Genomic DNA, 22,926 nt, shown 5'->3' on the forward strand with positions numbered 1-22,926 from the left:
TTCTCCCGAATCAAACCGCAACCCGTTCCACCCGCGGTCATTGATCCGACGGTGGCATTCATCCTGAATTGTTTACAACAATTGCATTAATGAGATCTTTTGCTGAATAACGCGCATCTAAAGTTCTCAGGGTAAATCATTAGACGAAATAACATTTCATGGATTTCCTCAAGTGCACCGCGCACACGCCGTAAAAGATGTCCAAGCACGCGAATTTGATCTCGCTCCGAATCGCGATGTCAGATCCCCGCCGTGCCGACATTTTTATACGCAGCTCCAAGGAAAATCATGAACATGAGTTTAACGATCAAGGCACGTCTCGGTCTGACGATGGCCTTTCTGGGGCTGCTGCTGCTCGCGATCGGCGCATTGGGGCTTTATGGCATGACGCAGTCGAACCAGGCCTATCGCAACACGTTCGAAGACCAGATGCCGAGCGCCAACGCCGTCAGCAACGCGGAGCTTTATACGGCACGGGAACGGCTCATATTCGACCGGGCGGCGTTTCTGGCTGGGACGCCGGAAGTAGCGGCGACCATCGAGCGAGGCGGCATGATGCGCGGCTTTGCCAACGACTTCTGGAAAAAGTACTCCGAGCTGCCGCAGGACCCTACCGAAAAGCAACTCGCCGATACCTCCAACGCCAAACGCCTCGCGCTGCAAAAGGTGATCGACAGCGGCTATGAGGCTGTCAAGGCCAACGACCAGGCGCGCATCGTCGAGACAGCCAAAGCGATGCAGGTCGCCTACGGCGAACTGTCGACAGCCAACGACGCGCTGCGCAAATTCCAGTTCGATGGCGCGAGGCAAGGCTACGACGCGGCTCAATCGGCAGCGGCGACTTTTCGCACGTTGAGCGTGATCGCGATCGTCGCCGGACTGGCCGCCGCTGTGTTTTCGTGGATTGCGCTGCGCCGCGCGATCGGCCGGCCGCTGGACGCCGCGCTCGAGCATTTCGAAGCGATCGCAGCCGGCGATCTGCGCGGCAAGGTCGTCGCCACTTCACGCGACGAAATGGGCCTGCTGATGCAAGGTCTGGCGCGGATGCAGGCCAGTCTCGTGGGGACGGTTCGCAGCGTGCGTTCGGGCACCGAATCCATCGCGACGGCGACCAAGGAGATCGCAGCGGGCAATATCGACTTGTCGTCGCGCACGGAAGAACAGGCGTCGGCGCTGCAGGAAACCGCGTCGAGCATGGACGAACTGACCGGCACCGTGAAGCAGAACGCCGATAACGCCCGGCAGGCAAGTTCGCTGGCGGCGAACGCGTCGGAGATCGCCAACAAGGGCAGCCGCGTGGTGGCTCAAGTGGTCGACACCATGGGCGATATCAACCAGAGCTCGGCGAAAATCGCGGACATTATTACGATTATCGAAGGAATTGCGTTCCAGACCAATATCCTCGCGCTGAACGCGGCCGTGGAAGCCGCACGGGCCGGTGAGGAAGGGCGCGGTTTCGCCGTCGTCGCGGGCGAAGTGCGCAACCTCGCTCAACGCTCGTCGGCGGCGGCGAAGGAGATCAAGGGTCTTATCGATACGTCGGTCGAGCGCGTCCAATCGGGGACCTCGCTGGTCGACGAAGCCGGCCGCACGATGAACGAGATCATCGGCGCGGTGCAACGTGTCACCGACATCATGGGCGAGATCGCGGCAGCATCGCAGGAGCAGAGCAGCGGCATTGAACAAGTGGCGCGCGCGGTCACGCAGATGGACGAAGTGACGCAGCAGAACGCTGCGCTGGTCGAGGAAGCAGCGGCGGCGGCGCAATCGCTGGAAGATCAGGCAGCGAAACTGCGCCAGGCCGTGGCGGTATTTCAACTCGACGACGACGGCACAGGTGAAGCGGGTTTCAGCCGCGCTGCTGCGAGGCCCGGATCATCCGCGGCAGCGAAGCCGCGCGTGGCCGTTGCGGCGAAGCCGCGGCGTGCGGCGCCGGCAGTGGGATCGGCATCGGCATCGGCTAAAGCGTCGGTTGCAGCTCGGCCGGTGGTGGCTCGGCCTGTGGCAGCAGCAGCTACCGGCGATTGGCAAACCTTTTGATTGACTGAGCGGGTCGATTCAGTCAAACGCCCTCCGCGAACCTCGTTTGCGGAGCGTTTTTTATTGACCGCGAGCAGTTTGCTTTGCTTCGATTAACCCAATTGGCCCGATTAATCCGAGCATGCGCTCGCAACCCGGACGCCGCTGATCAGGCTTGTCGGGGTTGACGCTTCCCATCGGCGATCCTGCCGCCCAGGGCACACGCTCCAGCATGTGCACACGCGACAAGGGCCCGATCAGCGCGTTGCCGTCGAGCCCGGATGCACGCTGCGCTCAACACAAGAACCCACCCGCGCGGCGATCCAGGCATCGCGCAACCGCCATCCCGAAACCCCTGCTGCTGAGACCCGAACTCGCGATCTATGTCGACTTCCCCGTACACTGAGCGGAATTTCGTTCAACCTTCACGGGATTAGAACGCGTTTCGATCACCACCACAGGACGCTTGCCATGACCGGATCCACCCTTGCCGCGCAACTCGTTCAGGCCCGCCGCCAGCGCACGCTGATAGAAGACCTCGAGTCAGTCGATATCCCCGCCGACGCCGAAGCGGCTTACGCCATCCAGCACGAAGTTCTGACCCTTTCCGGCGCGCGAATCGGCGCCTGGAAGGTCGGTGCGCGTGCGCCGGGCGCGCTGGCGAACACGGCGCCCATTGACGCGGAACTCGTCCACACGTCGCCGGCGCGCATTGCGCACGCTTCGTTTTTCCGCGCGCTGATTGAACTTGAGATTGCGTTTCGTTTTTCGTACGCATTGCCGCCTCGTGACGAACCTTACAGCCGCAGCGAAGTGTTCGCGGCACTGGGCAGCATGGCCGTGGCGCTTGAGGTGGTGGATAGCCGCTTCGCCCAATGGCCGAACCTGGCGACGCTGGCACAACTTGCCGACTCGCAGAACAACGGAGCACTGGTCGTCGGCAAGATGGAGCCGTATGACGTGATCGCTCCCAGCTTCGATTTCCTCTCACCGCTGCTCGAACTGTCTGTCGACGGCGTCTCGATCGTGCCGGCGAGCACCGGCAATCCGGCCGGCGATCCCCGGGAACTGCTGGTGTGGTTCGTCAATCACTGCAGCACTCACGGACACACGGTCCAGCCCTTCTGGACCATCACCACCGGCTCCTACACGGGCGCGCGGCGGGTCGACGGGCCAGGGTTGGTAAGCGGTCGGGTGGACCGGATCGGCGACATCGAACTGACGCTGGAATGACATTTTTGCAGCATCCGGCGACGTGGTGACAGGGCGTGCGGAAAACATTCATGCGCCCGTGTTACATCAAAAAAGGCACTCACTCGGGTGCTTTTTTTTGGCGTTTAAATCCCTGTCCGTCAAGCGGGTATAACGGGAGGTTGGGCGGGGTTCAAGCGGGGTTTAAGCGGTCAACGGATGCGGGGGCCTATCGTTTAGTAAGAGAGGCGCACACCATTTGAGAGCCTGCTATCGAATGACATTGGAGAGCCGATTGTAAAAAAAACGCACCATGCGTTGCATCGTTCCGGTGCTACGACGCGTATATGGGATAACCGGTGGATAACGTGTGGATGAGCTTGTGGATGAGCGGGGGACAACAGAGGGACAACTCCGCACAGGCGCAGCATAGGGACGGGATAGAAGCGGGATAGAAGCAGGATAGAAGCGGGACAGGTATGGGACAGGAGCGGCATATGAGCGACATAAACGCTCAATGCATAAATGCGGGCAACGCTGGACCACCGGCAGCAGCAGCCAAGGTGTTCGGCTGCCAGCATGTCGCATGGGTCCGGGGCTTGTACAGCAAGGCTATGCAGCCAATACGGAAAACGTTTCGCGAGTCGGGATGATGATTGTAGGTGAACGAAAATATTCCACCAAGCTAGGAATACTTCGAAGCAAATCAACAACGCATTTGCATGAAAAAAAATTCGAAAGGGTTTAGGATGAACTGAAGCGATGTTGTTCTGATTAGGCGCGCCGCGCACACATTGCTTTCTGACTTCGGCGAGGAGGTAGCATGGATATCTACAGCAGTTTCGCGACCCGCTTCGAAAAAACCCGCGAGGAGGAATTCTCGCTCGAAGAGTATCTCGCGCTCTGCAAAGATGATCCTGCAACGTATGCAACAGCGGGCGAACGGATGTTGTCGGCAATCGGGGAACCGGAGTCCGTCGACACACGTACCGACCCGCGCTTATCGCGTGTGTTTGCAAACAAGGTCATCAAGGTGTATCCGGCGTTCCGTGAGTTCTACGGAATGGAGGAAGTGATCGAGCAAGTGGTGTCGTACTTCAGGCATGCTGCTCAGGGTCTTGAAGAGAAGAAACAGATTCTGTATTTGCTTGGGCCGGTAGGCGGTGGCAAGTCATCCATTGCCGAACGTCTGAAGCAACTCGCCGAGCGTGTTCCGTTCTATGCAATCAAGGGTTCGCCCGTCAATGAGTCGCCGCTCGGGCTGTTCGACTACGATGAAGACGGTCCTATCCTCGAAGAGCAATACGGCATTCCGCGCCGCTATCTCAAGAACATCCTGAGTCCGTGGGCAGTGAAGCGCCTTCACGAATTCAATGGCGACATCCGCAAGTTCCGCATCGTTCGCCGTTATCCCTCCATCCTGCGCCAGATCGGTATAGCCAAGACCGAACCGGGCGATGAGAACAATCAGGACATCTCGTCACTCGTCGGCAAGGTCGACATCCGCAAGCTCGAAACCTTTTCGCAAGACGACGCTGACGCGTACAGCTACTCCGGTGGACTGTGTCTCGCGAACCAGGGCTTGCTTGAGTTCGTCGAAATGTTCAAGGCTCCGATCAAGGTGCTGCACCCGCTGCTGACCGCTACCCAGGAAGGCAACTTCAAGGGCACGGAAGGTTTCGGTGCAATCCCGTTCGACGGTGTGGTCCTGGCTCACTCGAACGAGTCGGAATGGAAGACGTTCCGCAATAACAAGAACAACGAAGCACTGCTCGATCGTATCTTCGTGGTCAAGGTGCCGTACTGCCTGCGCTACAGCGAAGAGATGAAGATCTACGAGAAGCTGCTGCGTAATTCTTCGTTGACGAACGCTGTTTGCGCACCAGGTACGTTGAAGATGATGGCGCAAATGGCGGTGCTCACGCGTCTGCATGAGCCGGAAAATTCCAGCCTCTTTTCGAAGATGCAGGTCTACGACGGTGACAACCTCAAGGACACGGACCCGAAGGCAAAATCGTTCCAGGAGTACCGCGATTTTGCGGGCGTCGATGAAGGCATGAACGGGGTTTCTACTCGCTTTGCATTCAAGATTCTTTCCCGGGTATTCAACTTCGATTCCACCGAAGTCGCAGCCAATCCGGTGCACCTGATGTACGTGCTCGAACAGCAGATCGAACGCGAGCAGTTCCCGCCGGAAACGGAGCAGAAGTACCTGTCGTTCATCAAGGACGTCCTCGCGTCGCGGTATGCCGAGTTCATTGGCAAGGAGATTCAGACCGCGTACCTGGAATCGTATTCGGAGTATGGACAAAACATCTTCGATCGTTACGTCACGTACGCCGATTTCTGGATCCAGGACCAGGAATTCCGCGATCACGATACCGGAGAAAGTTTCGACCGCGCTTCGTTGAATGCGGAACTGGAAAAGATCGAGAAGCCGGCTGGCATCAGCAACCCGAAGGACTTCCGCAACGAGATCGTGAACTTCGTGCTGCGGGCTCGAGCTGCGAACGGCGGCAAGAATCCGGCGTGGATCAGCTACGAGAAGTTGCGCGTGGTGATCGAGAAGAAGATGTTCTCAAACACCGAAGAACTTTTGCCGGTGATCTCGTTCAATGCCAAAGGATCGGCAGAAGAACAGCGCAAGCATGAGGACTTTGTGAACCGCATGGTCGCGAAGGGCTATACGCCGAAGCAAGTGCGGCTGCTCTGCGATTGGTATCTGCGGGTGCGGAAGTCGTCGTAAAGCGGTCGCCGTGAAGCGGTCGCCGTGATGCTGCGTGAGAAAGTGTGATTTTTGATGGTTTACGACAGGGAGGCGAATGAGTTCTCAGCGAAGCCCGGTAAAACGTGATTGAATCGTGGTTGCGTTGCAAGTTTTGAGTCTGTCAGTTTTGAGTCAAAGGTTCGCGTGATGCTGGCCCACGTGCCAGCGGAAACGCGAACATCTTGGCGAGTGCCTTACGGTCTTGCGCCGCCGCGCGCGGTTCAGACCGCGAGCGCTTCGCTTCCTCGCCAATTACGCGGGAGACTGGATGTGCTGCATCAAATCATCGACCGCAGGTTAGCCGGCAAGAACAAGAGCATTGCCAACCGCGAACGCTTTTTGCGTCGTGTCAAAAACTATATTCGCCGCGCGGTGTCGGATGCCGTTCGGGACCGAAGCATCAAGGATATCCAGAGTACGCAAAGCATCACAATTCCGAAAAAGGACATCGCCGAACCGTCGTTCCGGCATGGTCCTGGCGGAAAGCGCGAGCTCGTGCATCCGGGTAACGCCGAATACATTCGTGGCGACAAGATTGCGCGCCCGAGTGGCGGCGGCGGTGGCGGCGGTAAGACCGCGAGTAACGAGGGCGAAGGGCAGGACGACTTCGTGTTCGAGTTGTCGCGCGAAGAATTCATGCAGTATTTCTTCGACGACCTCGAGCTCCCGCGCCTCGTCAAAACTCAACTGGCCGCCGTGCCCACGTGGAAAAACGTGCGGGCAGGGTTTTCGGCTGAAGGAACGCCGAACAATATCGATGTCGTCCGTTCGCTGCGCAGCGCGCTCGGGCGGCGGATCGCGCTAGGGTCGCCGTTGGCGCGTCAGTTGCATGAGATGGAGCGGCAGTTGGAAGTGCTCCTTGACGAGAAAGGCGACCCCGAGGAGATCGCGCGGCTGGAAGCCGATATCGTGATCATCAAAGGACGCATCACGCGAATTCCTTTCATCGACCCATTCGACCTGCGCTACGTCAACCGGACCAGACAGCCCACGCCCTCGAGCAAGGCCGTGATGTTTTGTCTGATGGACGTGTCCGGCTCCATGGACGAGCAGCGCAAGGATCTGTCAAAGCGCTTCTTCATTCTTTTGTACCTGTTCCTGAACCGGAATTACGAAAAAATCGAAGTCGTCTTCATCCGGCATCACACGCGCGCCGAAGAAGTGGACGAAGAAACGTTCTTCCATTCGACCGAAAGCGGCGGGACGGTCGTGTCCAGCGCGCTCGAGTTGATGAAGAAGATCATGGATGAACGGTATTCCCCCGCCGAGTGGAATATCTACGGCGCGCAAGCGTCCGACGGCGACAACTGGACCGACGATTCACCCAAGTGCCGGAAGCTTCTCGCCGAGGACATTTTGCAGAAGGTGCGCTATTTTGCTTATATTCAAGTCGCGCCTGAGGAGCAGAATCTCTGGGTGGAATATGCTCATCTGGCGCAAAGCGCGCCTGAACTCGCGATGAAGAAGGTCCAATCGGCCGCGGATATTTATCCTGTCTTTCGCGAATTGTTTGAGAAACAGCAGGCGGCTGCATGACGACTCGGCATTTGGACAACGAAGCACGTGGGTATCACCTCAAACCTGGCGAAGAACTGAAAGCACAAGACAGCGCGCCGCAAAAGGCCAGGAAGCCTCGCAAAAGCCCGGCGTCGGAAGGAGACACCATGAACGTGGCGGAAAAAAGGCCGTTGCCGTGTCCATCGGACTGGACCTTCGAGCTGATCGAGGAATACGACACCGAGATTGCCCGTGTCGCGCAACGCTATGGGCTTGACGTGTACCCGATCCAGCTCGAACTCATCAGTGCCGAGCAGATGATGGACGCGTACGCATCGGTCGGCATGCCGGTGAACTATCGGCACTGGTCGTTCGGCAAGCACTTCCTGTCCACCGAGAAGAGCTACCGGCGCGGGCAAATGGGCCTGGCGTACGAGATCGTCATCAACTCGAATCCTTGCATTGCGTACCTGATGGAAGAAAACACGATGACGATGCAGGCGCTCGTCATCGCGCACGCGGCGTACGGACACAACTCGTTTTTCAAGGGCAACTACCTGTTCAGGCTGTGGACGGACGCGCACGCCATTGTTGACTACCTCGTTTATGCGAAGAATTACATCGCGGAATGCGAGGAGCGACATGGCATTGATCGGGTGGAGGAACTGCTCGACTCATGTCACGCGCTGATGAACTATGGCGTGGACCGGTATAAGCGGCCGCAGAAATTGTCGCTGGCGAAGGAAGTGGCCGCGCGGCGCGAGCGCGAAGCCTATTTGCAGTCGCAAGTGAATGAACTCTGGCGTACGCTGCCCAATAAAAAGGCGACAACGACCGAGGAAATTGAAAGCCGTTATCCGCCGGAACCGCAGGAAAACCTGCTGTATTTCGCGGAGAAAAATGCGCCGCTGCTCGAGCCATGGGAGCGCGAAGTTATTCGCATTGTCCGAAAGGTCGGCCAGTATTTCTATCCGCAGCGGCAAACGCAGGTCATGAACGAAGGGTGGGCCACGTTCTGGCATTACACGCTGCTCAATACGCTTTATGCGGAAGGCCGTCTGGAAGACGGTTTCATGATGGAGTTCCTGCATTCGCACAGCAACGTGGTGTATCAACCGCCTGTGACCAAGCAGTATTACAGCGGCATCAATCCGTATGCGCTGGGCTTTTCCATGATGAGCGATATTCGCCGCATCTGCGAACACCCAACGGACGAGGATCGCGAATGGTTTCCGGAGCTTGCCGGCAGCGACTGGCTTGAAGCGCTGCACTACGCCATGCGCAATTTCAAGGACGAGAGTTTTATTGCGCAGTATTTATCGCCGCATCTGATTCGCGAAATGCGCTTGTTCTCCATTCTCGACGACGATATGCGCGACTCGCTGGAGGTCTCCGCTATTCACGACGAAAGCGGATACCGATATGTCCGCCAGGCGTTGTCGCGGCAGTACGACATGCATCATCGTGAGCCGAATATCCAGGTGTATTCAGTCAATACCCGTGGCGATCGCAGCCTGACGCTGCGCCATTTCATGACCGATAACCGTCATTTGACCAATGACAGCGAAGAGGTCCTCAAGCACATGGCGCGGTTATGGCAATTCGACGTGTATCTTGAAAGCGTCGACGAAAACGGCACGGTGAGAAAGCGCTTCGATTGTAAATACGCAGGGGCGGAGAAACGCTGAGTCATTTGCCATCGTGCGTTGAGGTTTAAAAAAACCGGCTCGCTGAGTTAATCAGCGAGCCGGTTTTTTATTGAGCCGAACCGGGACCCTAGACTTTATCGATCCTCCTGGCTTCTTCGTCTTGCGTGAACAAATCCCAGCTCGCCATGAACAGCGCGGCGATCAGCGGTCCGATCACGAAGCCGTTGATCCCGAACAATCCCATGCCACCCAGCGTGGAAATCAGCACCACCCAGTCAGGCATTTTTGTGTCCTTGCCGACCAGGATAGGGCGCAGCACGTTGTCCACCAGGCCGATGACTACCACGCAAAACAGAATCAGGATCACGCCGCGCCAGATATCGCCGGTGAGCAGGAAATAGGCGGCGGCCGGTGCCCAGACCAACGCGGCGCCAATGGCCGGCAGCAGCGATAGGAACGCCATCAGCACGCCCCACAGCAGCGAACCCTGGATACCCAGGAACATGAAGATCATGCCGCCGAGGAACCCCTGGACGGCTGCGACCGCGATATTGCCCTTCACGGTGGCCCGGACGACGGTCGTGAACTTGGCGATCAAGTGCCGCTTGGGCTCGTCGTCCAGGGGCAGCGCGCGACGGATGCGCCGCCCGATTTCACCGCCGTCGCGCAACAGGAAAAATACGAGATACAGCATCACGCCGAAGCTGATCACAAACTGGAACGTGTTCTGGCCAATGTTCAACGCTTGCGAGGCCACGAACTGGCTGATCGCAGCCGCGCCACTGGTCAGCCGTTGCTGAATGCTCGGGATATCGGTGAGTCCGAACCGGCCCAGCAGCGTCTGCACCGAGTTCGGCAGCGCGTGAATGGCCTGCTGGAAGTAGGTCGTGAAATTGGGCTGGCCGGCCTTCACCTGGGCATATGCCAAGCCAATTTCCTGGACGAGCGTGGCCGCGACGAAGCTGAGCGGCAGGATCACGATCACGATCGTCAAGCCCAGGGTGGCGAACGCCGCCAGATTGCGCCGCTTGCCGAATTTAGCGGCGAGATAACGCTGCAACGGCTGGAACAGGATCGCGAGAATCGTGCCCCAGAAGATCGCGCCAAAGAACGGCAGCAAGATCCAGCAGAGCGCAACTGTGACAACGAACAGCAAGAGGTGGAAGAAGTTCTGGTGAACCGTGCGGCTATTCATGAGATCCCTGATTGAGGCGGAGTCCTGGAATGACGAGCGCGGGAATCAACGCGTGATCACCCTGACCAATGCGATTGCGGGATGCTAGCACGCGCAAGTTTTGGTCCAGGTAGCCGCCTTTTTAAGGTTTATTCAGGGATACCCTTCAAGAAATGGCCTTTTTTGGTACGCCAAGATTCAGAATTGCCGCTGCTTTGACTGCGCGAACGGCGCCGGTTAAATCCAAATCCATACGGCTGTTTGGATAGCGTGACCATGGCGGAAGTTTTGGTCCCCTTGTCGGGGAAAGCAGCCAGCCGATCACACGGGAGATTGCGCGAGCGCGCTCAGATCCCGGGCGACTTCATCGAGCACAGCGTCCCACTGCGCAAACTGCCGTTGGCGGTACAGTGTGGCGCTCGGGTACCAGGGGCTGTCACGCCGCTCCAGCAACCACGGCCAGTAAGGATTGACGTCGAGCAACACCCAGGTACGCTGGCCGAGCGCTCCGCTGAGATGCGCAACCGATGTACACACGGTAATGACCAGATCCAGCGCGGTGACGAATGCCGCCGTGTCGTCGAAGGTTGCGAACTCGGCGGTGTAATCGGCTATCGTCAGCCCCGCTGATTGCGCGGCCGCGACGTCGTCCGTCGCACCTGGTTGCAGCGAATAGAACGCCACGCCGTCAATGTCGCGGAACCAGGACGCGTAGCGCTCCCAGCCGACGCGGCGAAATGGATTGCGGCCGTGATTAAGGCTTCCGGTCCAGGCGAGTCCAACCTTGAGTCGTTTTTCTCCGGCAAGGCGCGCGCGCCAGGCGGCGCTTGCGGCGGGGTCTGGGCGCAGATAGGGCACAGCATTCGGAATCGTGGCTTCGGTGGTGCCGAGCACGAGCGGCAGGCTCACCAGTGGAATTTCATAGTCGAACGGCGGCAGTGATTCGATGCCACCGCCGGCTGTATACCCGTCGACGTGTTCGCCCAGACTGCGCGCCAGGAGTTCGCCCATCTGGGCAAACGAGTTCCACACAATGCGGCCGCCCTCGAGATGAACACGCGCGGCCAGAGCGGGGATATAGCGGCAGAACTGCAGCACGTCACCCATACCCTGTTCGCCCCAGACCAGCAATGTTTTGTCTGCGAGTGGCTCACCCTGCCAGCGCGGGGCGGAAAACACTGGCCGTGCATGCAACTTCATAGTCGATGGATCTTCCCAGCGCGCTTCGTGTCCAGGCCAGCCTTCGGCGTAATTGCCTCGCAACAGGCGCAGGACCGCAAGACCGGTGCGTAGCGAAGCATCATCCGGAGCCAGATCAGATGCGACCATTGCATGGTGCTCCGCCTCGTCCCACCTCTGCGACTCCTTGAGTGCCTGCACACGATTGGTCCACGCGGCCTCATTGCGACCGTTCAGTTCCACCGCCCGCGCGCTTGCAGCCAGTGCTCCATCAAGGTCCCGACACCCGAGTCTGGCCAAGGTGAGATTGCTCCAGGCGTCGCCGTCTTGCGGATCGGCCTCGACCACCTCCTCGAGAAGCTTCATTTCCTCGAAAGGATCACCGCCTGAAGTCCTGAGTGCTATTGCAAGGTTCTTTCGCAAATTCGGGAAGTCAGCCTTGATGCTCATCGCGTGGCGATATGGCTGCAGCGCGTCGTGGTGCCGGTTCGCCATCTGCAGCGCATACCCGAGGCAAACGTTGGCGGCAACGCTGTCAGGATTGAGTTGTGCAACCGCATTGGCTAGTGCAAAGACTTCGTCATGGCGCTCTTGCTCGATCAGCCCGATCATCAGTCCGTCGAGTGAGCCGTCGTCCATGTTGTGAAGACATGCGGCTGCTTGCAGCCAGATCGACTGTGCCTCCGCTTGCCCATTCTGCTTTGCTTGCACCGCGTGACGCAGAAAAATCAGGAACGGCTGCAAGGGGGCGATAAAGGAGTCGGAGGAGTCGGACATCGATCAGGTGGCGCGATTTGCACCGCACAGGACAAGGTGGGGTTAGATCATATCAATAAGGGGCTGCACGGCAATCTGTCGCCCGGCTGGATTGATGTTGTCGTGAACGGATATGAAACCAACCGGCGTTACGTGACGCTGGTAGCGAGTCTGATGGCCAAGTCCCCCGCCGTCGTCTTGCCGGTATCTCAAAAATAGGTATAATTGAGTATTCACTCATTAATCAATCGATTCGATCACGCACGATGGCCCGACCTAAAAGCGACGACAAATACAACGCGCTGCTGCTCGCCGCGGAACAGGTTTTTGCCAAGCGAGGACTCGCGGCTGCGCCGACGTCGGCTATATCGAAGCAGGCGGGTGTGGCGGAAGGTACGTTGTTCACATACTTCCGCACGAAGGACGAACTGGTGAACGCGCTATACCGATCCATCAAGCTCGATCTGGCCGATGCGCTTATGACGCGGTTTCCCCGGACGGGATCCATACGCGATCGGCTCGAGTATTTGTGGAACGCATTCGTTGATTGGGGTGTTGCGAATCCACAGCGGCTGAATGTGCTCGATCAGTTGTCGGTGGCGGATGTGGTCAGCGAAGAGTCGAAGGCAGTCGGTTATGAACCGTTTGCCGAGATCGAAGCGCTCGCACAAAACAGTATCGACACCGGCATTTTGCATGCTTATCCGGTCGCGTTTATTGCTGCAAGCATGAAGTCGATGGCCGAAACCACGATGGCTTTCATGACCGCTTATCCGGAAGAAGCCAGTCGTTATCGGACGATCGGATTCAAGGTGTTCTGGAACGGCATCGCTCGCAATGCGGATAGTTGAATGACCGATTGATCACCGAGCGCGTTTTGTCGTTGGCTTTATCTGACGTTTTAATGACTGATTACTCACGCAAAAACACTCTGAAGGACTAGCACATGAGTACATGGACCACAGCCAACATTCCCCCGCAAACGGGCAAGCGCGCGTTGGTGACCGGCGCGACCGGTGGACTGGGTTACGAAACATCGCTTGAACTGGCCCGGGCAGGCGCCGACGTGATTCTCACCGGGCGCAGCGACGCGAAAGGGCGAACCGCGCTCGAACGCATTCGCCGTGAAGTGCCCAATGCCCGGATCCGCTTTGAAGCCATCGACCTCGCGAGTCTCGCGTCGATCTCGAGCGCCACACAGCGATTGCTTGAAGAAGGCGAGTCGATCGATCTGCTCGTGAACAATGCCGGCGTGATGATGTTGCCCAAGCATGAAACAACCTCCGATGGCTTCGAACGCCAGTTCGGCACCAACTATCTCGGTCACTTCGCGCTGACCGCGCAGTTGCTTCCGTTGTTGCAAAAGAGCGTCGCGCCGCGCGTGGTTAACCTGAGCAGCATTGCGCATCGGCGGGGAAAGATTGCTTTCGACAATCTGCAAGGCGAGCGCGCTTATAAAGCGTGGCCGGCGTATGAACAGTCGAAGCTCGCCATGCTGATATTCGCACTGGAGCTGCAACGCCGCAGCGACGCAAACGGCTGGGGCCTCATGAGCAACGCCGCGCATCCGGGTTTTGCGCGGACGGATCTCATCGCAAACGGGCCCGGCAATTCGGGCGTGATGTCGCTGGTCAGTCGCGTAATGATGCCTTTCCTCAGCCATAGCGCAGCGGAAGGCGCGCTGCCCACGCTGTTGGCGGCCACCTCATCCGATGCACGGGCTGCCGCTTATTACGGCCCGAACGGTTTCCAGGAGTTGATCGGCGCCCCCGCCGAGGCGCGCATCTATCCTCAGGCGAAGGACACGGCGGTTGCCGCTAAACTGTGGGATGTATCGGTGAAACTGACAGGCGTGTCTTGGCCGGGAAAATCATGAAAGTGCTTATTTTTGGCGCGACGGGAATGGTCGGGCAGGGCGTATTGCGCGAATGCCTGCTTGATAAGGATATCGAACGAGTGGTTACCGTGGGGCGCAATGCGACGGGGCAGAAGTACCCGAAGCTCGCCGAGATCGTGCATAAGGATCTCTTCGACCTCACGTCGATCGAGGCCGAACTCACCGGTTTCGATGCCTGCTTTTTCTTGCTGGGCGTGTCGTCGTTTCGGATGAGTGAGGCCGACTACACGCACCTCACTTACGATCTGACGGTCGCAGTCGGCAGGACCTTGTCGCGTGTTAATCCGGGCATGACCTTCTCGTACGTGACGGGCGCGGGAACCGATACCACCGAGCGCGGACGCAGCATGTGGGCGCGCGTAAAAGGCCGCACCGAAAACGCGCTGCTGCGCATGCCGTTCAAGGCAGCGTATATGTATCGCCCCGGAATGATCCAGCCGATGGACGGAATTCGCTCGAAGACAGCCGTGTATCAGATGGCGATTTCGCTGCTGCGTCCCGTGTTTCCCGTGATGCGGCGCGCATTCCCGAACGCGATTACGACGACCAGCCAGTTGGGGCGGGCGATGATCGCAGTGGCCAGGGAAGGCGCCGCGTCGCGGGTGTTGGAGACGCGGGACATTGCGCGGTATTAGAGAGAACAATCGTTCGAACCCGCGCATTCGCGTCTAGGGCCCAAACGACCGAATCATTTACCTCGCGGCATCACCCCAACGGTATTCCACCGTGGCATCGTCCAACTGCGCCTTGAGCTCGTCATTCAGTGTGAGATCGATTGCAGCGAGTGTATCGGTGAGCTGGTCGGGCCGGCTTGCCCCGATAATCGCCGACGTAATCACCGGATTCGCCAACACCCACGCGACCGATGTCTTCGTCAACGACTCGCCGGTTGCGCTCACGATCTTCTTCAATTTTTCGATGGTTTCAAACTCGCGCTCATGCCAGTAGCGCTGCTGATACGTCGCGCCGGCCTTGCCGACGGTCGCTGTAAATCGGCCTTCCGACGGCGCTGCATCGTGTTTATGTTTGCCCGTCAGCAAGCCGCCCGCGAGCGGGTTATACGGGATCACGGCCAGATGCTCGTCGGTGGCGAGCGGCAACAGTTCGCGCTCGATCTGCCTGAATAGCAGGTTGTAACGCGGCTGAACGGAAACGAAGCGCGCCACGCGCAGGAAATCAGAGCGGCCCAGCGCAGTGGCAAGCCGATACGCCAGGAAATTCGATACCCCCACGTAACGCGCCTTGCCATGGCGCACGATGGTATCGAGTGCTTCCAGGGTTTCATCGAGCGGCGTGTTGAGATCGTCGGAATGCAGTTGGTACAGGTCGACGTAATCGGTATTGAGACGTTTGAGCGATGCATCGATAGCGTCCAGCAAATGCTTGCACGATGCACCCTGATCCCACGCTGCAGGCCCCATCTTGCCGACTGCTTTCGTCGCCAGGATGAACTGACTGCGGCGTGTAGGTGTGTCCTTCAACCAGCGACCGACGATCTCCTCCGTGCGTCCGGCCCGGTCTTCGGTGCTGCCGAGTGGATAGACGTCGGCGGTATCGATGAAATTGACACCGGCTTCAGCCGCCCGATCCATGATGCTGCGCGACACATCCTCTTCAGTCTGCAAACCGAAGGTCATCGTGCCGAGGCACAAACGCGAGACGTTCAGGCCGGTACGGCCGAATTGACGATACTGCATGGCGAACTCCTTGGGGCTTGTTGCGTGTTGAAGGTCCAGCCAGCTTAAACGTTCAGGCGTGAGCCTGCATTGGCGTGGCTGCGTACTTAAGACGTTGCTGCGGCCTGCGGCGCCGTACGCGCAGGCTCGGCATCGAGGAAACGGAACACAATGGCCGATGCCAGCGTCACGAGGCCCACGCATACAAACGCGATCCGGAACGCGAGCGCCGCCGAGCCGAGGTTCGCCGAGAACACCGACACCAGGCCGCCGCCAATCGACACACCGAGGCCAATGGCCAGCATCTGCACCATCGAAAAGAGGCTGTTGCCGCTGCCTGCGTCCTTGATCGACAGGCCCTTGAGCGTCACGCTGTTCATCGCGGCGAACTGCATGGAATTGCACGCGCCGAAGACGGCCAGGATCGCGATCTCGATCACGAGCGGCGTGCTCACCGAGAATGAAGCGAAGCCGACTATCGACGCACCGACAAGAATGGTGTTCCACAGCAGGAAGTTGTCGTAGCCATAACGCTTGACCAGCGGCGAGATCCAGCCCTTTGCAACGGTGCCGGCGAACGCGGCGGGCAACATCATCAGGCCCGAGTGCAGCGGCGTATAACCGAGCTGCAGTTGCATCAGGAGCGGCAGGAGAAATGGCACCGCGCTCGATCCGATCCGGCACAGCAGGTTGCCGATCAAACCCACGCTGAAGTTCGGCTCGCTGAACAACGACAGCTTGAACAGCGGATTGCGCCGGCGTTTGGCATACGGGATGTAAGCAAGCGCAGCGATAGCCGAGAGCACGAACAGCCCGCCCGACACCAAAAGCTTGTGCGTTTGCGCGGGGCTGTCGAGCGCCATTGAAAACGCGACCATGCAGAGCGACAGCAACGCGCAGCCCTTGAAGTCGAAGGGTGTGGCTTCGGCAGTGGCATCGTTGGGAAGAAAACGATGCACGGCGAACAAACCCACTGCGCCAATAGGTACGTTGATCAGGAAAATCCAGTGCCATGTAAACGATTCGACGAACCAGCCGCCGAGCGTCGGTCCGAGAATTGGGCCGACCTGGCCGGCAATCGAAATGACTGCGAGCGCAGAGACATACGCTTCGCCCGTCACGCTGCGCAAGACAGCCAGCCGGCCGATAGGCAGCAACATGGAGCCGCCGATCCCCTGGATCACGCGCGCCACGATCAGCTGATGCAACGATTGCGCTTGAGCGCAGCACAGCGAGCCGATGACGAACAACAGGATGGCGACGAAGTACACGCGGCGAGTGCCGAAACGGTCGGCGAGCCAGCCGGACGCGGGCGTGAGCAGTGCCATGGTCAGCGTGTAGGCGACCACGATAGGCTGCATCGCGAGCGGTTGCGTATGCAGGCTGCGCGCAATGGAGGGCAGGGCCGTGTTGACGATGGTCGTATCCAGGGCTTGCATGAAAAAGCCGACTGCCACGATCCACAAAAGCGCCGTGTGGGAGTTTTTTGAAGTCATCGATTACAGCAGGAACAATGTCGCACTGGGTTAGCACGATGTGTCGATTTTAAGACTCCAATTGGCAATCGGGAACCCCACTAGCCGCGTTGACTATCATCGATAAATTCGATCACAATAGATCATGCTCAATCCAGTCTGGCTGAACACGTTCGCGACGGTGGCCGCGTCGCACAGTTTCACCGACGCCGGCCGCCAGCTCCGGCTCACGCAATCCAGCGTGAGTGAGCACATCCGGCGGCTGGAGGAACACGTCGGGCGCCGGTTGCTCATCCGCGATACCCATTCGCTCGCGCTCACCGCCGACGGCGAAGCCATGCTGGTCCACGCCCGCATGATCCTGGACGCGATGACCCACGCCGAATTGCAGTTCCGCTCGCCGCGCCTCAGGGGCCGCGTGCGCCTGGGTTCCTCCGACGACGTTGCGCTCGGGCCTTTGCCCAGCGTGCTCGCGGCATTTCGCAGGACTCATCCGGATGTCGAGCTGGAAATTACCATCGGCATGACGGGGCGGCTTTACGAGCACCTGGACGCTGGATCGATCGATTTGATGATCGGGAAACGGCGCATTGGGGACCCACGCGGCATTCCGCTGTTTTCCGGGCAGCTTGAATGGCTGGGGCTGACGGGCACCGAGGTGGACCTCGAGCAGCCGCTGCCGTTGATCCTCGTTGCGGAGCCGAGCGTGACGCGCGCCGTGGTGCTCGACTCGCTGGCCGCGGTCGGCGCGCGCTGGCAGGTGGTCTGCACGAGTAGTTCGTATGCAGGTTGCATAGCTGCTGCGCGCGGTGGGCTGGGGCTTACCGTGCGGTCTCATTTCCTCGCGGGCAGGGGACTTTCGCCGCCGGTGAATCGCGCGGCGCTGCCTGAATTGCCGAAGGTCGAGTTCATCGCGTTGGGGGCGAAGCATTTGAGCCGCCCTGCAGAGACGTTGCTGGAGATTTTGCAAAACAGCGATCTGCGCGGCGAATGGGCCGGCGAATGAGCGGCTGTTGGTTTGATCCTGGCATGACGCGTGCGCTAAGGGCTGGCGCGGGTGTGGCGATTCATCGGATTAATTCATCGGATCAAATCGCAGCGCAGAGCCGCGGCCGTGCAAGCCGGTTGTGCAAACGCAACGAATTCGGACAATCCGAGTACTGCCAATAAGAAGCTTCTTATATATTGTGCGGCGAAAAACGCTGTCGGTTTTCCGCTTCAGCCCTGGCGCCGCAATTGATTGCAGTCAGGCACCGCAGCAATTCACCCATTAGGCGATGCCCCAAGCTACCCCCCCTTTCCTGCGTACGCTGCTGCTGTTCATCGCCTTGTTCGCGTGCAGCGCTCAAGCGGGCGCCGCATCGTACGTCGTCAAGCATTGCGCCGAACTGGAAGGCCAGTCGGTGCCGGCATCGGTGATCGGCTTGCCTACTCAGGGCGCAACCATCCTGAGCGCGTCAGTCGTAGCCGCCGCCGCGCCGAAAAACCGCAATGGGGAATATTGCCGGCTTGTCGGCGTCATCAAGGCGCAACTGGACACCACACCCGACATCCGCTTCGAGGTCAACTTGCCCGCGCGCTGGAACGGGCGTGCATTGCAGATGGGCGGGGGCGGCTACAACGGCGTGATCGTAAGCGGCACCGAACCTACGGCTTTCGCGCCCTACGGCTCGCCGCTGGCTAACGGCTACGCGACTTTCGGCTCCGATTCAGGCCACGTAGGCAACTCCGGCCGCGCCGATTTCGCGATGAACGACGAAGCGGTAATCAACTTCGGCTACGGTCATCTCAAGAAGACCCATGACGTGGCGCTCGCGCTGATCATCATGGGCTATGGGCGCAAGCCCGAAAAAACCTACTTCGCCGGCGGCTCGACCGGCGGACGCGAAGCATTCACGGTGATCGAGCGATATCCCGACGATTACGACGGCGTGATCGCCAACGCACCAGCCATCAACTTTTCGGGCGTGCGGCTGATGGGCGTGAAAGTAGGGCAGGCGGCGTATGGGACGCCAGGCGGTTTCGTCGGGCCGGCCCAGCAAAAACGCGTGGTCGAGACCGTGCTGCATGAATGTGACGGACTGGATGGCGTGGTCGACGGCATTGTCTCGAACGTGGAAGCGTGTCGCGAACACGAACCGCAGATCATCGCGCAACTGCGATGCGCGAACGGGCAACGGCCAACGTTACGGGACAGTTGCTTGTCGGAGGCGCAGCTTGCGACGCTGGAAGTTCTGCGCGATGGTTTTACGTTGCCGTATGAACTCGCCTATGGGGTCAAGAAGTACTACGGCTACAACGTGTTCCAGGGCGTGGATTTTTCCAGCGGCCTGGGACTCGGAAACTCACCCGTGCTCACGCAGCCCTTGCGCTTCGATGTCACCGGTTATCTGTTCACGCAAGGCGACAGCTTCATGAAATTCTTCGTCACGCATGACCTGCGTTTCAACACGCTTGGCTTCGATGTCGACCACCCGGGAATCTACAAATCACGCCTGTTCGATATATCGTCGACCGTCGGTGCGATGAATCCGGACATGTCTGAGTTCATTGCACATGGCGGCAAGCTGATCACCATGCACGGTCTCGCCGATGAAGTCATCAGCCCGAATCAGACCATCGCGTTTTATCACGCGCTGGTTGAGAAGTACGGGCAGAGTATTGTCGACTCGTTCATGCGGCTTTACATGGTGCCGGGATTCCAGCACGGCAACGGCGTGTTCATTCCTGCGTGGGATGAACTGGGTGCGCTCGACCGGTGGGTCACTATGAACATCGCGCCGGAGACGCTGGTCGGGACGGACATAGCGAGCGCGACCAATGGCCGGACCCGGCCGCTGTGCCGGTATCCCGGCTACCCCAAGTATTTGGGCAAGGGCAACGTGAACAACGCGTCGAGTTTTCGATGCGAGAATCCTTGAGCGGTGCTGGTCTTTGCTGTGCGCCGACTTATATGCTGCCTACGAGTGGCTGAGCGCGCTATGCGGCACCAGCTCGGATGCGATGATCATCGCGCCTGCGTTGCCAGGCGGCGGCTCGCAGGTCGCCGGCCGATAAATGAAGTCACCCCGCTTGATGGACTTGCCGCTCAGCACGCACTCGCCGCCTTGTTTGGCCAGTGCTACACGCCACGTCTGATGTCCGTAATAGCCCGAGAGAGGGTCGCACCATGAGACCGTTGCAGTACGTGGAGTGGGGAGTTCGATCACGCTGACCATCAAGGCTGCGTGATCGGTCCAGATGGTTTTTGCCGGACGCCGCCGCGCGATTCGCGTTGCTTCGTCGGCGGCTTGCTGGGCGCGTGCGTTATCGAGTAACGCGACGGTTCGGGACCATGCACTGGTAGGTTTCTCGAGCATCTCACCTTTCCTTTACAAGAAATTCCGGGCAGCCGGCGTTCCCGGTGTCGGTAAGCGTGGCGCGACTCAACTGCGCGAAGCGTCCGCTGCGAAATAATATTCAACGAGTGATGAATAAATGAGATAGTAGGGCATACCCGCAGTCGATGTCAAACGCCGTGCGGACCGGTGCGAGAGCAAGGCCTTCGCTAGCATCGGTCGGTTAAACTTTGGACTCGACAGACAGCATTGGAATTCGGATCGGATCATGACAGTTTCAACCGCACGCCCGGCGCAAGCCGCCAAGGAGAAACGCTCGCGCGGACGGCCCGCCTGCAGCGCGATAGCCGGCTCCGACGCGCTGCTCAAAAGCGCGCGGCGGGCGTTCGCCAAACGCGGATTCGAGTCGACCAGCGTGCGTGAAATCGCGCGTGATTCGGGAGTGGATCCTGCGCTCATTTCGCATCACTTTGGTTCGAAAGAGGCGTTATGGATCGCGGTTGTCGAACAGATAGCGCAGCATGCCGCACCCATGATCGATGCAACGGGAAAGCTGCGTACCGCCGATTTGACAAAGCGTCAGCGAGTAGAGCGGGCGCTCGCCATTTTTATCGACAAGGTGTTCAGCGACCCGGATGTCGGGATGTTTTTCTCGACCACGGCAACCGAGCAGGGTGAGCGCCTGGACGTATTGATGGAACGTCTTATGCGCCCTTATCACGACGTGTTTGTCCCGCTTCTCGCCGATGCAATCGATTCAGGTGAACTCGCGCCCAACGACCCCGAGGTATTATTCGCCATGCTAAATAATGGTGTGAGCAAGACGGTGTCGTACAGCCACGTGCTGTCAGTATTTTCTCCGCTTCCGAAAGATCCGGTGAAGTTCAAGAAGGCCGTACTCGCCACCGCGCTCAGCATGCTTTAAAGGCGTGCGGACAATTGCGCTCCCGTGATGCCTCGTCACGGATCTCAATCTACGAGGCAATACACGCTCGGCGGCACCGGCACGCTGCTCGCCGTGAACGAATACGCGGCTTGAATCTCACTCGCCGCGCTTTGTGCGGCCTCCATGTCGCGGGCGTGCACAACGGCGAGGGGGTGGCCTGAATCAACATGCTGACCAAGTTCGATGAACTCCGTCAAACCAACCTGATAGTCGATCTTGTCCTCGGGGCGGCGCCGGCCGCCGCCCAAGCCGACGACCGCCAGACCGATCGCCCGGCAATCGATGCGCGCAACAAAACCCGCACACGGCGCGGCAACTGGCAAGACGACCGGTGCACGTCCCAGATGACGCTCTGGCGCGTCCAGCAGATCGCCGGGACCACCCAGTGCGCTCACCATACGCGCGAAACGTTCGGCAGCCGCGCCCGAGTCGAGGACCGCATTTAGCTTTCCCTGAGCTTGAGCGAGGTTATGGGCGAGACCGCCGAGCACGAGCATCTGTGCCGCCAACCCCAGGGTGACGTCATGCAACCGAGCCGGCCGGACACGCCCCGTCAAGTAGTCGATGGCACACTGGATCTCGAGCGCGTTACCCGCGCAGCGCGCCAACGGCTGGTTCATGTCGGTCAGCACGGCAGTCGTCTTCAACCCGGCACCGTTACCCACGTCGACGATACTTCTCGCCAGTTCCATCGACTTCTCGTAGGTCGGCATGAATGCGCCCGAACCCACCTTGATGTCCATCGTCAGTCCATCGAGGCCCGCCGCGAGCTTCTTCGAGAGGATCGATGCAGTGATCATCGCGACCGATTCCACCGTCGCGGTGGTGTCGCGGATGGCGTAGATGCGCTGGTCTGCAGGCGCCAGTTGCGCCGTTTGACCGATGATCGCGACGCCGGTGTCACGCACGATACGCTGGAATGTGCCGGTGTCGGGCGCGATGTTGTAGCCGGGGATCGAGGCGAGCTTGTCGAGTGTGCCGCCGGTGTGGCCGAGGCCGCGGCCGGAGATCATCGGCACGAATCCACCGCAGGCTGCGACCATAGGACCGAGCAGCAGCGATGTCAGGTCGCCGACGCCACCCGTCGAATGCTTGTCGAGAACCGGACCCGGCAGGTCGAACGAACGCCATTGCAGCACCTGGCCCGAGTCGCGCTGCGCGAGCGTGAACGCCACGCGTTCGTCGATGCTCATGTCGTTGAAATACACGGCCATCGCGAAGGCAGCGACTTGTCCCTCAGTCACGCTGCCCTCGGCGATGCCACGCACGAAACCGGCGATGTCCTCCTTCGAGAGCGCTTGTCCGTCGCGTTTTTTTCGAACGATTTCTTGTGGCAAGAACATCGATGGTTCCTCGGGGAAG

General features: G+C 59.3%; 18 protein-coding genes. 12 read left to right on the forward strand and 6 right to left on the reverse strand.

The genetic code is table 11. From position 1 onward, the window contains the following. Positions 1-288 precede the first annotated feature (288 nt). From FH08_RS0116330 to FH08_RS0116350, 6 genes are all read left to right on the forward strand, one after another. Entirely contained in the window at positions 289-2,040 is a 1,752-nt protein-coding gene (locus tag FH08_RS0116330; RefSeq protein ID WP_031359345.1) for a methyl-accepting chemotaxis protein, read from the forward strand. Positions 2,041-2,203: 163 nt separating this feature from the next. Then, positions 2,204-2,425, forward strand: coding sequence for a hypothetical protein (locus tag FH08_RS51895; RefSeq protein ID WP_152602848.1), 222 nt, complete (start codon positions 2,204-2,206; stop codon positions 2,423-2,425). A 65-nt stretch (positions 2,426-2,490) separates the two neighbouring features. Further along, positions 2,491-3,252: a 2-keto-4-pentenoate hydratase gene (locus tag FH08_RS0116335; RefSeq protein WP_031359346.1), complete on the forward strand. Its 762-nt coding sequence runs from the start codon at positions 2,491-2,493 to the stop codon at positions 3,250-3,252. A gap of 781 nt (positions 3,253-4,033) precedes the next feature. Next, complete coding sequence (locus FH08_RS0116340) at positions 4,034-5,956, forward strand: PrkA family serine protein kinase (protein ID WP_031359347.1); 1,923 nt, start codon at positions 4,034-4,036, stop codon at positions 5,954-5,956. Between the two features lie 291 nt (positions 5,957-6,247). Then, the gene (locus FH08_RS0116345; protein ID WP_031359348.1) at positions 6,248-7,513 is read left to right on the forward strand and encodes a YeaH/YhbH family protein; all 1,266 of its coding nucleotides are present in this window, start codon (positions 6,248-6,250) and stop codon (positions 7,511-7,513) included. 128 nt (positions 7,514-7,641) lie between these two features. Next, positions 7,642-9,162 carry a SpoVR family protein gene (locus FH08_RS0116350; RefSeq protein ID WP_419178010.1) on the forward strand — a complete coding sequence of 507 codons (1,521 nt, stop codon included), beginning with the start codon at positions 7,642-7,644 and terminating at the stop codon, positions 9,160-9,162. Positions 9,163-9,250: 88 nt separating this feature from the next. On the opposite strand, the gene FH08_RS0116355 is transcribed toward FH08_RS0116350, so the two are convergent. Beyond that, positions 9,251-10,318, reverse strand: coding sequence for an AI-2E family transporter (locus FH08_RS0116355; protein WP_031359350.1), 1,068 nt, complete (start codon positions 10,316-10,318; stop codon positions 9,251-9,253). Between the two features lie 300 nt (positions 10,319-10,618). Beyond that, a complete protein-coding gene (locus FH08_RS0116360) occupies positions 10,619-12,253 on the reverse strand; it encodes a hypothetical protein (protein ID WP_031359351.1) in 1,635 nt (544 codons plus the stop codon). Positions 12,254-12,498: 245 nt separating this feature from the next. Here FH08_RS0116360 and FH08_RS0116365 point away from each other — a divergent pair, with 245 nt between their 5' ends. From FH08_RS0116365 to FH08_RS0116375, 3 genes are all read left to right on the forward strand, one after another. Beyond that, on the forward strand, positions 12,499-13,083 hold the full coding sequence (locus FH08_RS0116365) for a TetR/AcrR family transcriptional regulator (RefSeq protein ID WP_031359352.1): 585 nt from the start codon (positions 12,499-12,501) through the stop codon (positions 13,081-13,083). Between the two features lie 95 nt (positions 13,084-13,178). Beyond that, the gene (locus tag FH08_RS0116370) at positions 13,179-14,108 is read left to right on the forward strand and encodes an SDR family oxidoreductase (RefSeq protein ID WP_031359353.1); all 930 of its coding nucleotides are present in this window, start codon (positions 13,179-13,181) and stop codon (positions 14,106-14,108) included. Then, entirely contained in the window at positions 14,105-14,764 is a 660-nt protein-coding gene (locus FH08_RS0116375; protein WP_031359354.1) for an NAD-dependent epimerase/dehydratase family protein, read from the forward strand. The genes FH08_RS0116370 and FH08_RS0116375 overlap by 4 nt, the downstream gene beginning before the upstream one ends. 57 nt (positions 14,765-14,821) lie before the next feature. Here FH08_RS0116375 and FH08_RS0116380 read toward each other — a convergent pair whose 3' ends face one another. Both FH08_RS0116380 and FH08_RS0116385 read right to left on the reverse strand, forming a co-directional pair. After that, on the reverse strand, positions 14,822-15,826 hold the full coding sequence (locus FH08_RS0116380; protein ID WP_031359355.1) for an aldo/keto reductase: 1,005 nt from the start codon (positions 15,824-15,826) through the stop codon (positions 14,822-14,824). Positions 15,827-15,912: 86 nt separating this feature from the next. Continuing rightward, entirely contained in the window at positions 15,913-17,301 is a 1,389-nt protein-coding gene (locus FH08_RS0116385) for a DHA2 family efflux MFS transporter permease subunit (RefSeq protein WP_031359356.1), read from the reverse strand. Between the two features lie 124 nt (positions 17,302-17,425). On the opposite strand from FH08_RS0116385, the gene FH08_RS0116390 reads away from it, so the two are divergent. Both FH08_RS0116390 and FH08_RS0116400 read left to right on the forward strand, forming a co-directional pair. Beyond that, positions 17,426-18,286, forward strand: coding sequence for a LysR family transcriptional regulator (locus tag FH08_RS0116390; protein ID WP_031359357.1), 861 nt, complete (start codon positions 17,426-17,428; stop codon positions 18,284-18,286). Positions 18,287-18,557: 271 nt separating this feature from the next. After that, positions 18,558-20,201: a tannase/feruloyl esterase family alpha/beta hydrolase gene (locus tag FH08_RS0116400; protein ID WP_031359359.1), complete on the forward strand. Its 1,644-nt coding sequence runs from the start codon at positions 18,558-18,560 to the stop codon at positions 20,199-20,201. Between the two features lie 39 nt (positions 20,202-20,240). Here the strand turns inward: FH08_RS0116400 and FH08_RS48440 are convergent, their stop codons facing one another. After that, on the reverse strand, positions 20,241-20,639 hold the full coding sequence (locus tag FH08_RS48440; RefSeq protein WP_035566355.1) for a DUF3331 domain-containing protein: 399 nt from the start codon (positions 20,637-20,639) through the stop codon (positions 20,241-20,243). 247 nt (positions 20,640-20,886) lie between these two features. On the opposite strand from FH08_RS48440, the gene FH08_RS0116410 reads away from it, so the two are divergent. After that, complete coding sequence (locus FH08_RS0116410; RefSeq protein WP_031359361.1) at positions 20,887-21,543, forward strand: TetR/AcrR family transcriptional regulator; 657 nt, start codon at positions 20,887-20,889, stop codon at positions 21,541-21,543. 44 nt (positions 21,544-21,587) lie between these two features. Here the strand turns inward: FH08_RS0116410 and deoA are convergent, their stop codons facing one another. Continuing rightward, a complete protein-coding gene (gene deoA / locus FH08_RS0116415) occupies positions 21,588-22,907 on the reverse strand; it encodes a thymidine phosphorylase (protein ID WP_031359362.1) in 1,320 nt (439 codons plus the stop codon). Between the last annotated feature and the right edge of the window lie 19 nt (positions 22,908-22,926).

Origin of the sequence: Caballeronia sordidicola (assembly GCF_000729995.1) — a bacterium.
GTDB lineage: Bacteria > Pseudomonadota > Gammaproteobacteria > Burkholderiales > Burkholderiaceae > Caballeronia > Caballeronia sordidicola_A.

Bases quoted from the DNA above. Each gene is read 5' to 3' on its own strand.
- FH08_RS0116360 (WP_031359351.1), bottom strand. From the start codon at position 12,253: ATGTCCGACTCCTCCGACTCCTTTATCGCCCCCTTGCAGCCGTTCCTG.
- FH08_RS0116375 (WP_031359354.1), top strand. From the start codon at position 14,105: ATGAAAGTGCTTATTTTTGGCGCGACGGGAATGGTCGGGCAGGGCGTA.
- FH08_RS0116355 (WP_031359350.1), bottom strand. From the start codon at position 10,318: ATGAATAGCCGCACGGTTCACCAGAACTTCTTCCACCTCTTGCTGTTC.
- FH08_RS0116370 (WP_031359353.1), top strand. From the start codon at position 13,179: ATGAGTACATGGACCACAGCCAACATTCCCCCGCAAACGGGCAAGCGC.
- FH08_RS0116335 (WP_031359346.1), top strand. From the start codon at position 2,491: ATGACCGGATCCACCCTTGCCGCGCAACTCGTTCAGGCCCGCCGCCAG.
- FH08_RS0116385 (WP_031359356.1), bottom strand. From the start codon at position 17,301: ATGACTTCAAAAAACTCCCACACGGCGCTTTTGTGGATCGTGGCAGTC.
- FH08_RS0116390 (WP_031359357.1), top strand. From the start codon at position 17,426: ATGCTCAATCCAGTCTGGCTGAACACGTTCGCGACGGTGGCCGCGTCG.
- deoA (WP_031359362.1), bottom strand. From the start codon at position 22,907: ATGTTCTTGCCACAAGAAATCGTTCGAAAAAAACGCGACGGACAAGCG.
- FH08_RS0116340 (WP_031359347.1), top strand. From the start codon at position 4,034: ATGGATATCTACAGCAGTTTCGCGACCCGCTTCGAAAAAACCCGCGAG.
- FH08_RS48440 (WP_035566355.1), bottom strand. From the start codon at position 20,639: ATGCTCGAGAAACCTACCAGTGCATGGTCCCGAACCGTCGCGTTACTC.
- FH08_RS0116410 (WP_031359361.1), top strand. From the start codon at position 20,887: ATGACAGTTTCAACCGCACGCCCGGCGCAAGCCGCCAAGGAGAAACGC.
- FH08_RS0116350 (WP_419178010.1), top strand. From the start codon at position 7,642: ATGAACGTGGCGGAAAAAAGGCCGTTGCCGTGTCCATCGGACTGGACC.
- FH08_RS0116400 (WP_031359359.1), top strand. From the start codon at position 18,558: ATGCCCCAAGCTACCCCCCCTTTCCTGCGTACGCTGCTGCTGTTCATC.
- FH08_RS0116365 (WP_031359352.1), top strand. From the start codon at position 12,499: ATGGCCCGACCTAAAAGCGACGACAAATACAACGCGCTGCTGCTCGCC.
- FH08_RS0116380 (WP_031359355.1), bottom strand. From the start codon at position 15,826: ATGCAGTATCGTCAATTCGGCCGTACCGGCCTGAACGTCTCGCGTTTG.
- FH08_RS0116330 (WP_031359345.1), top strand. From the start codon at position 289: ATGAACATGAGTTTAACGATCAAGGCACGTCTCGGTCTGACGATGGCC.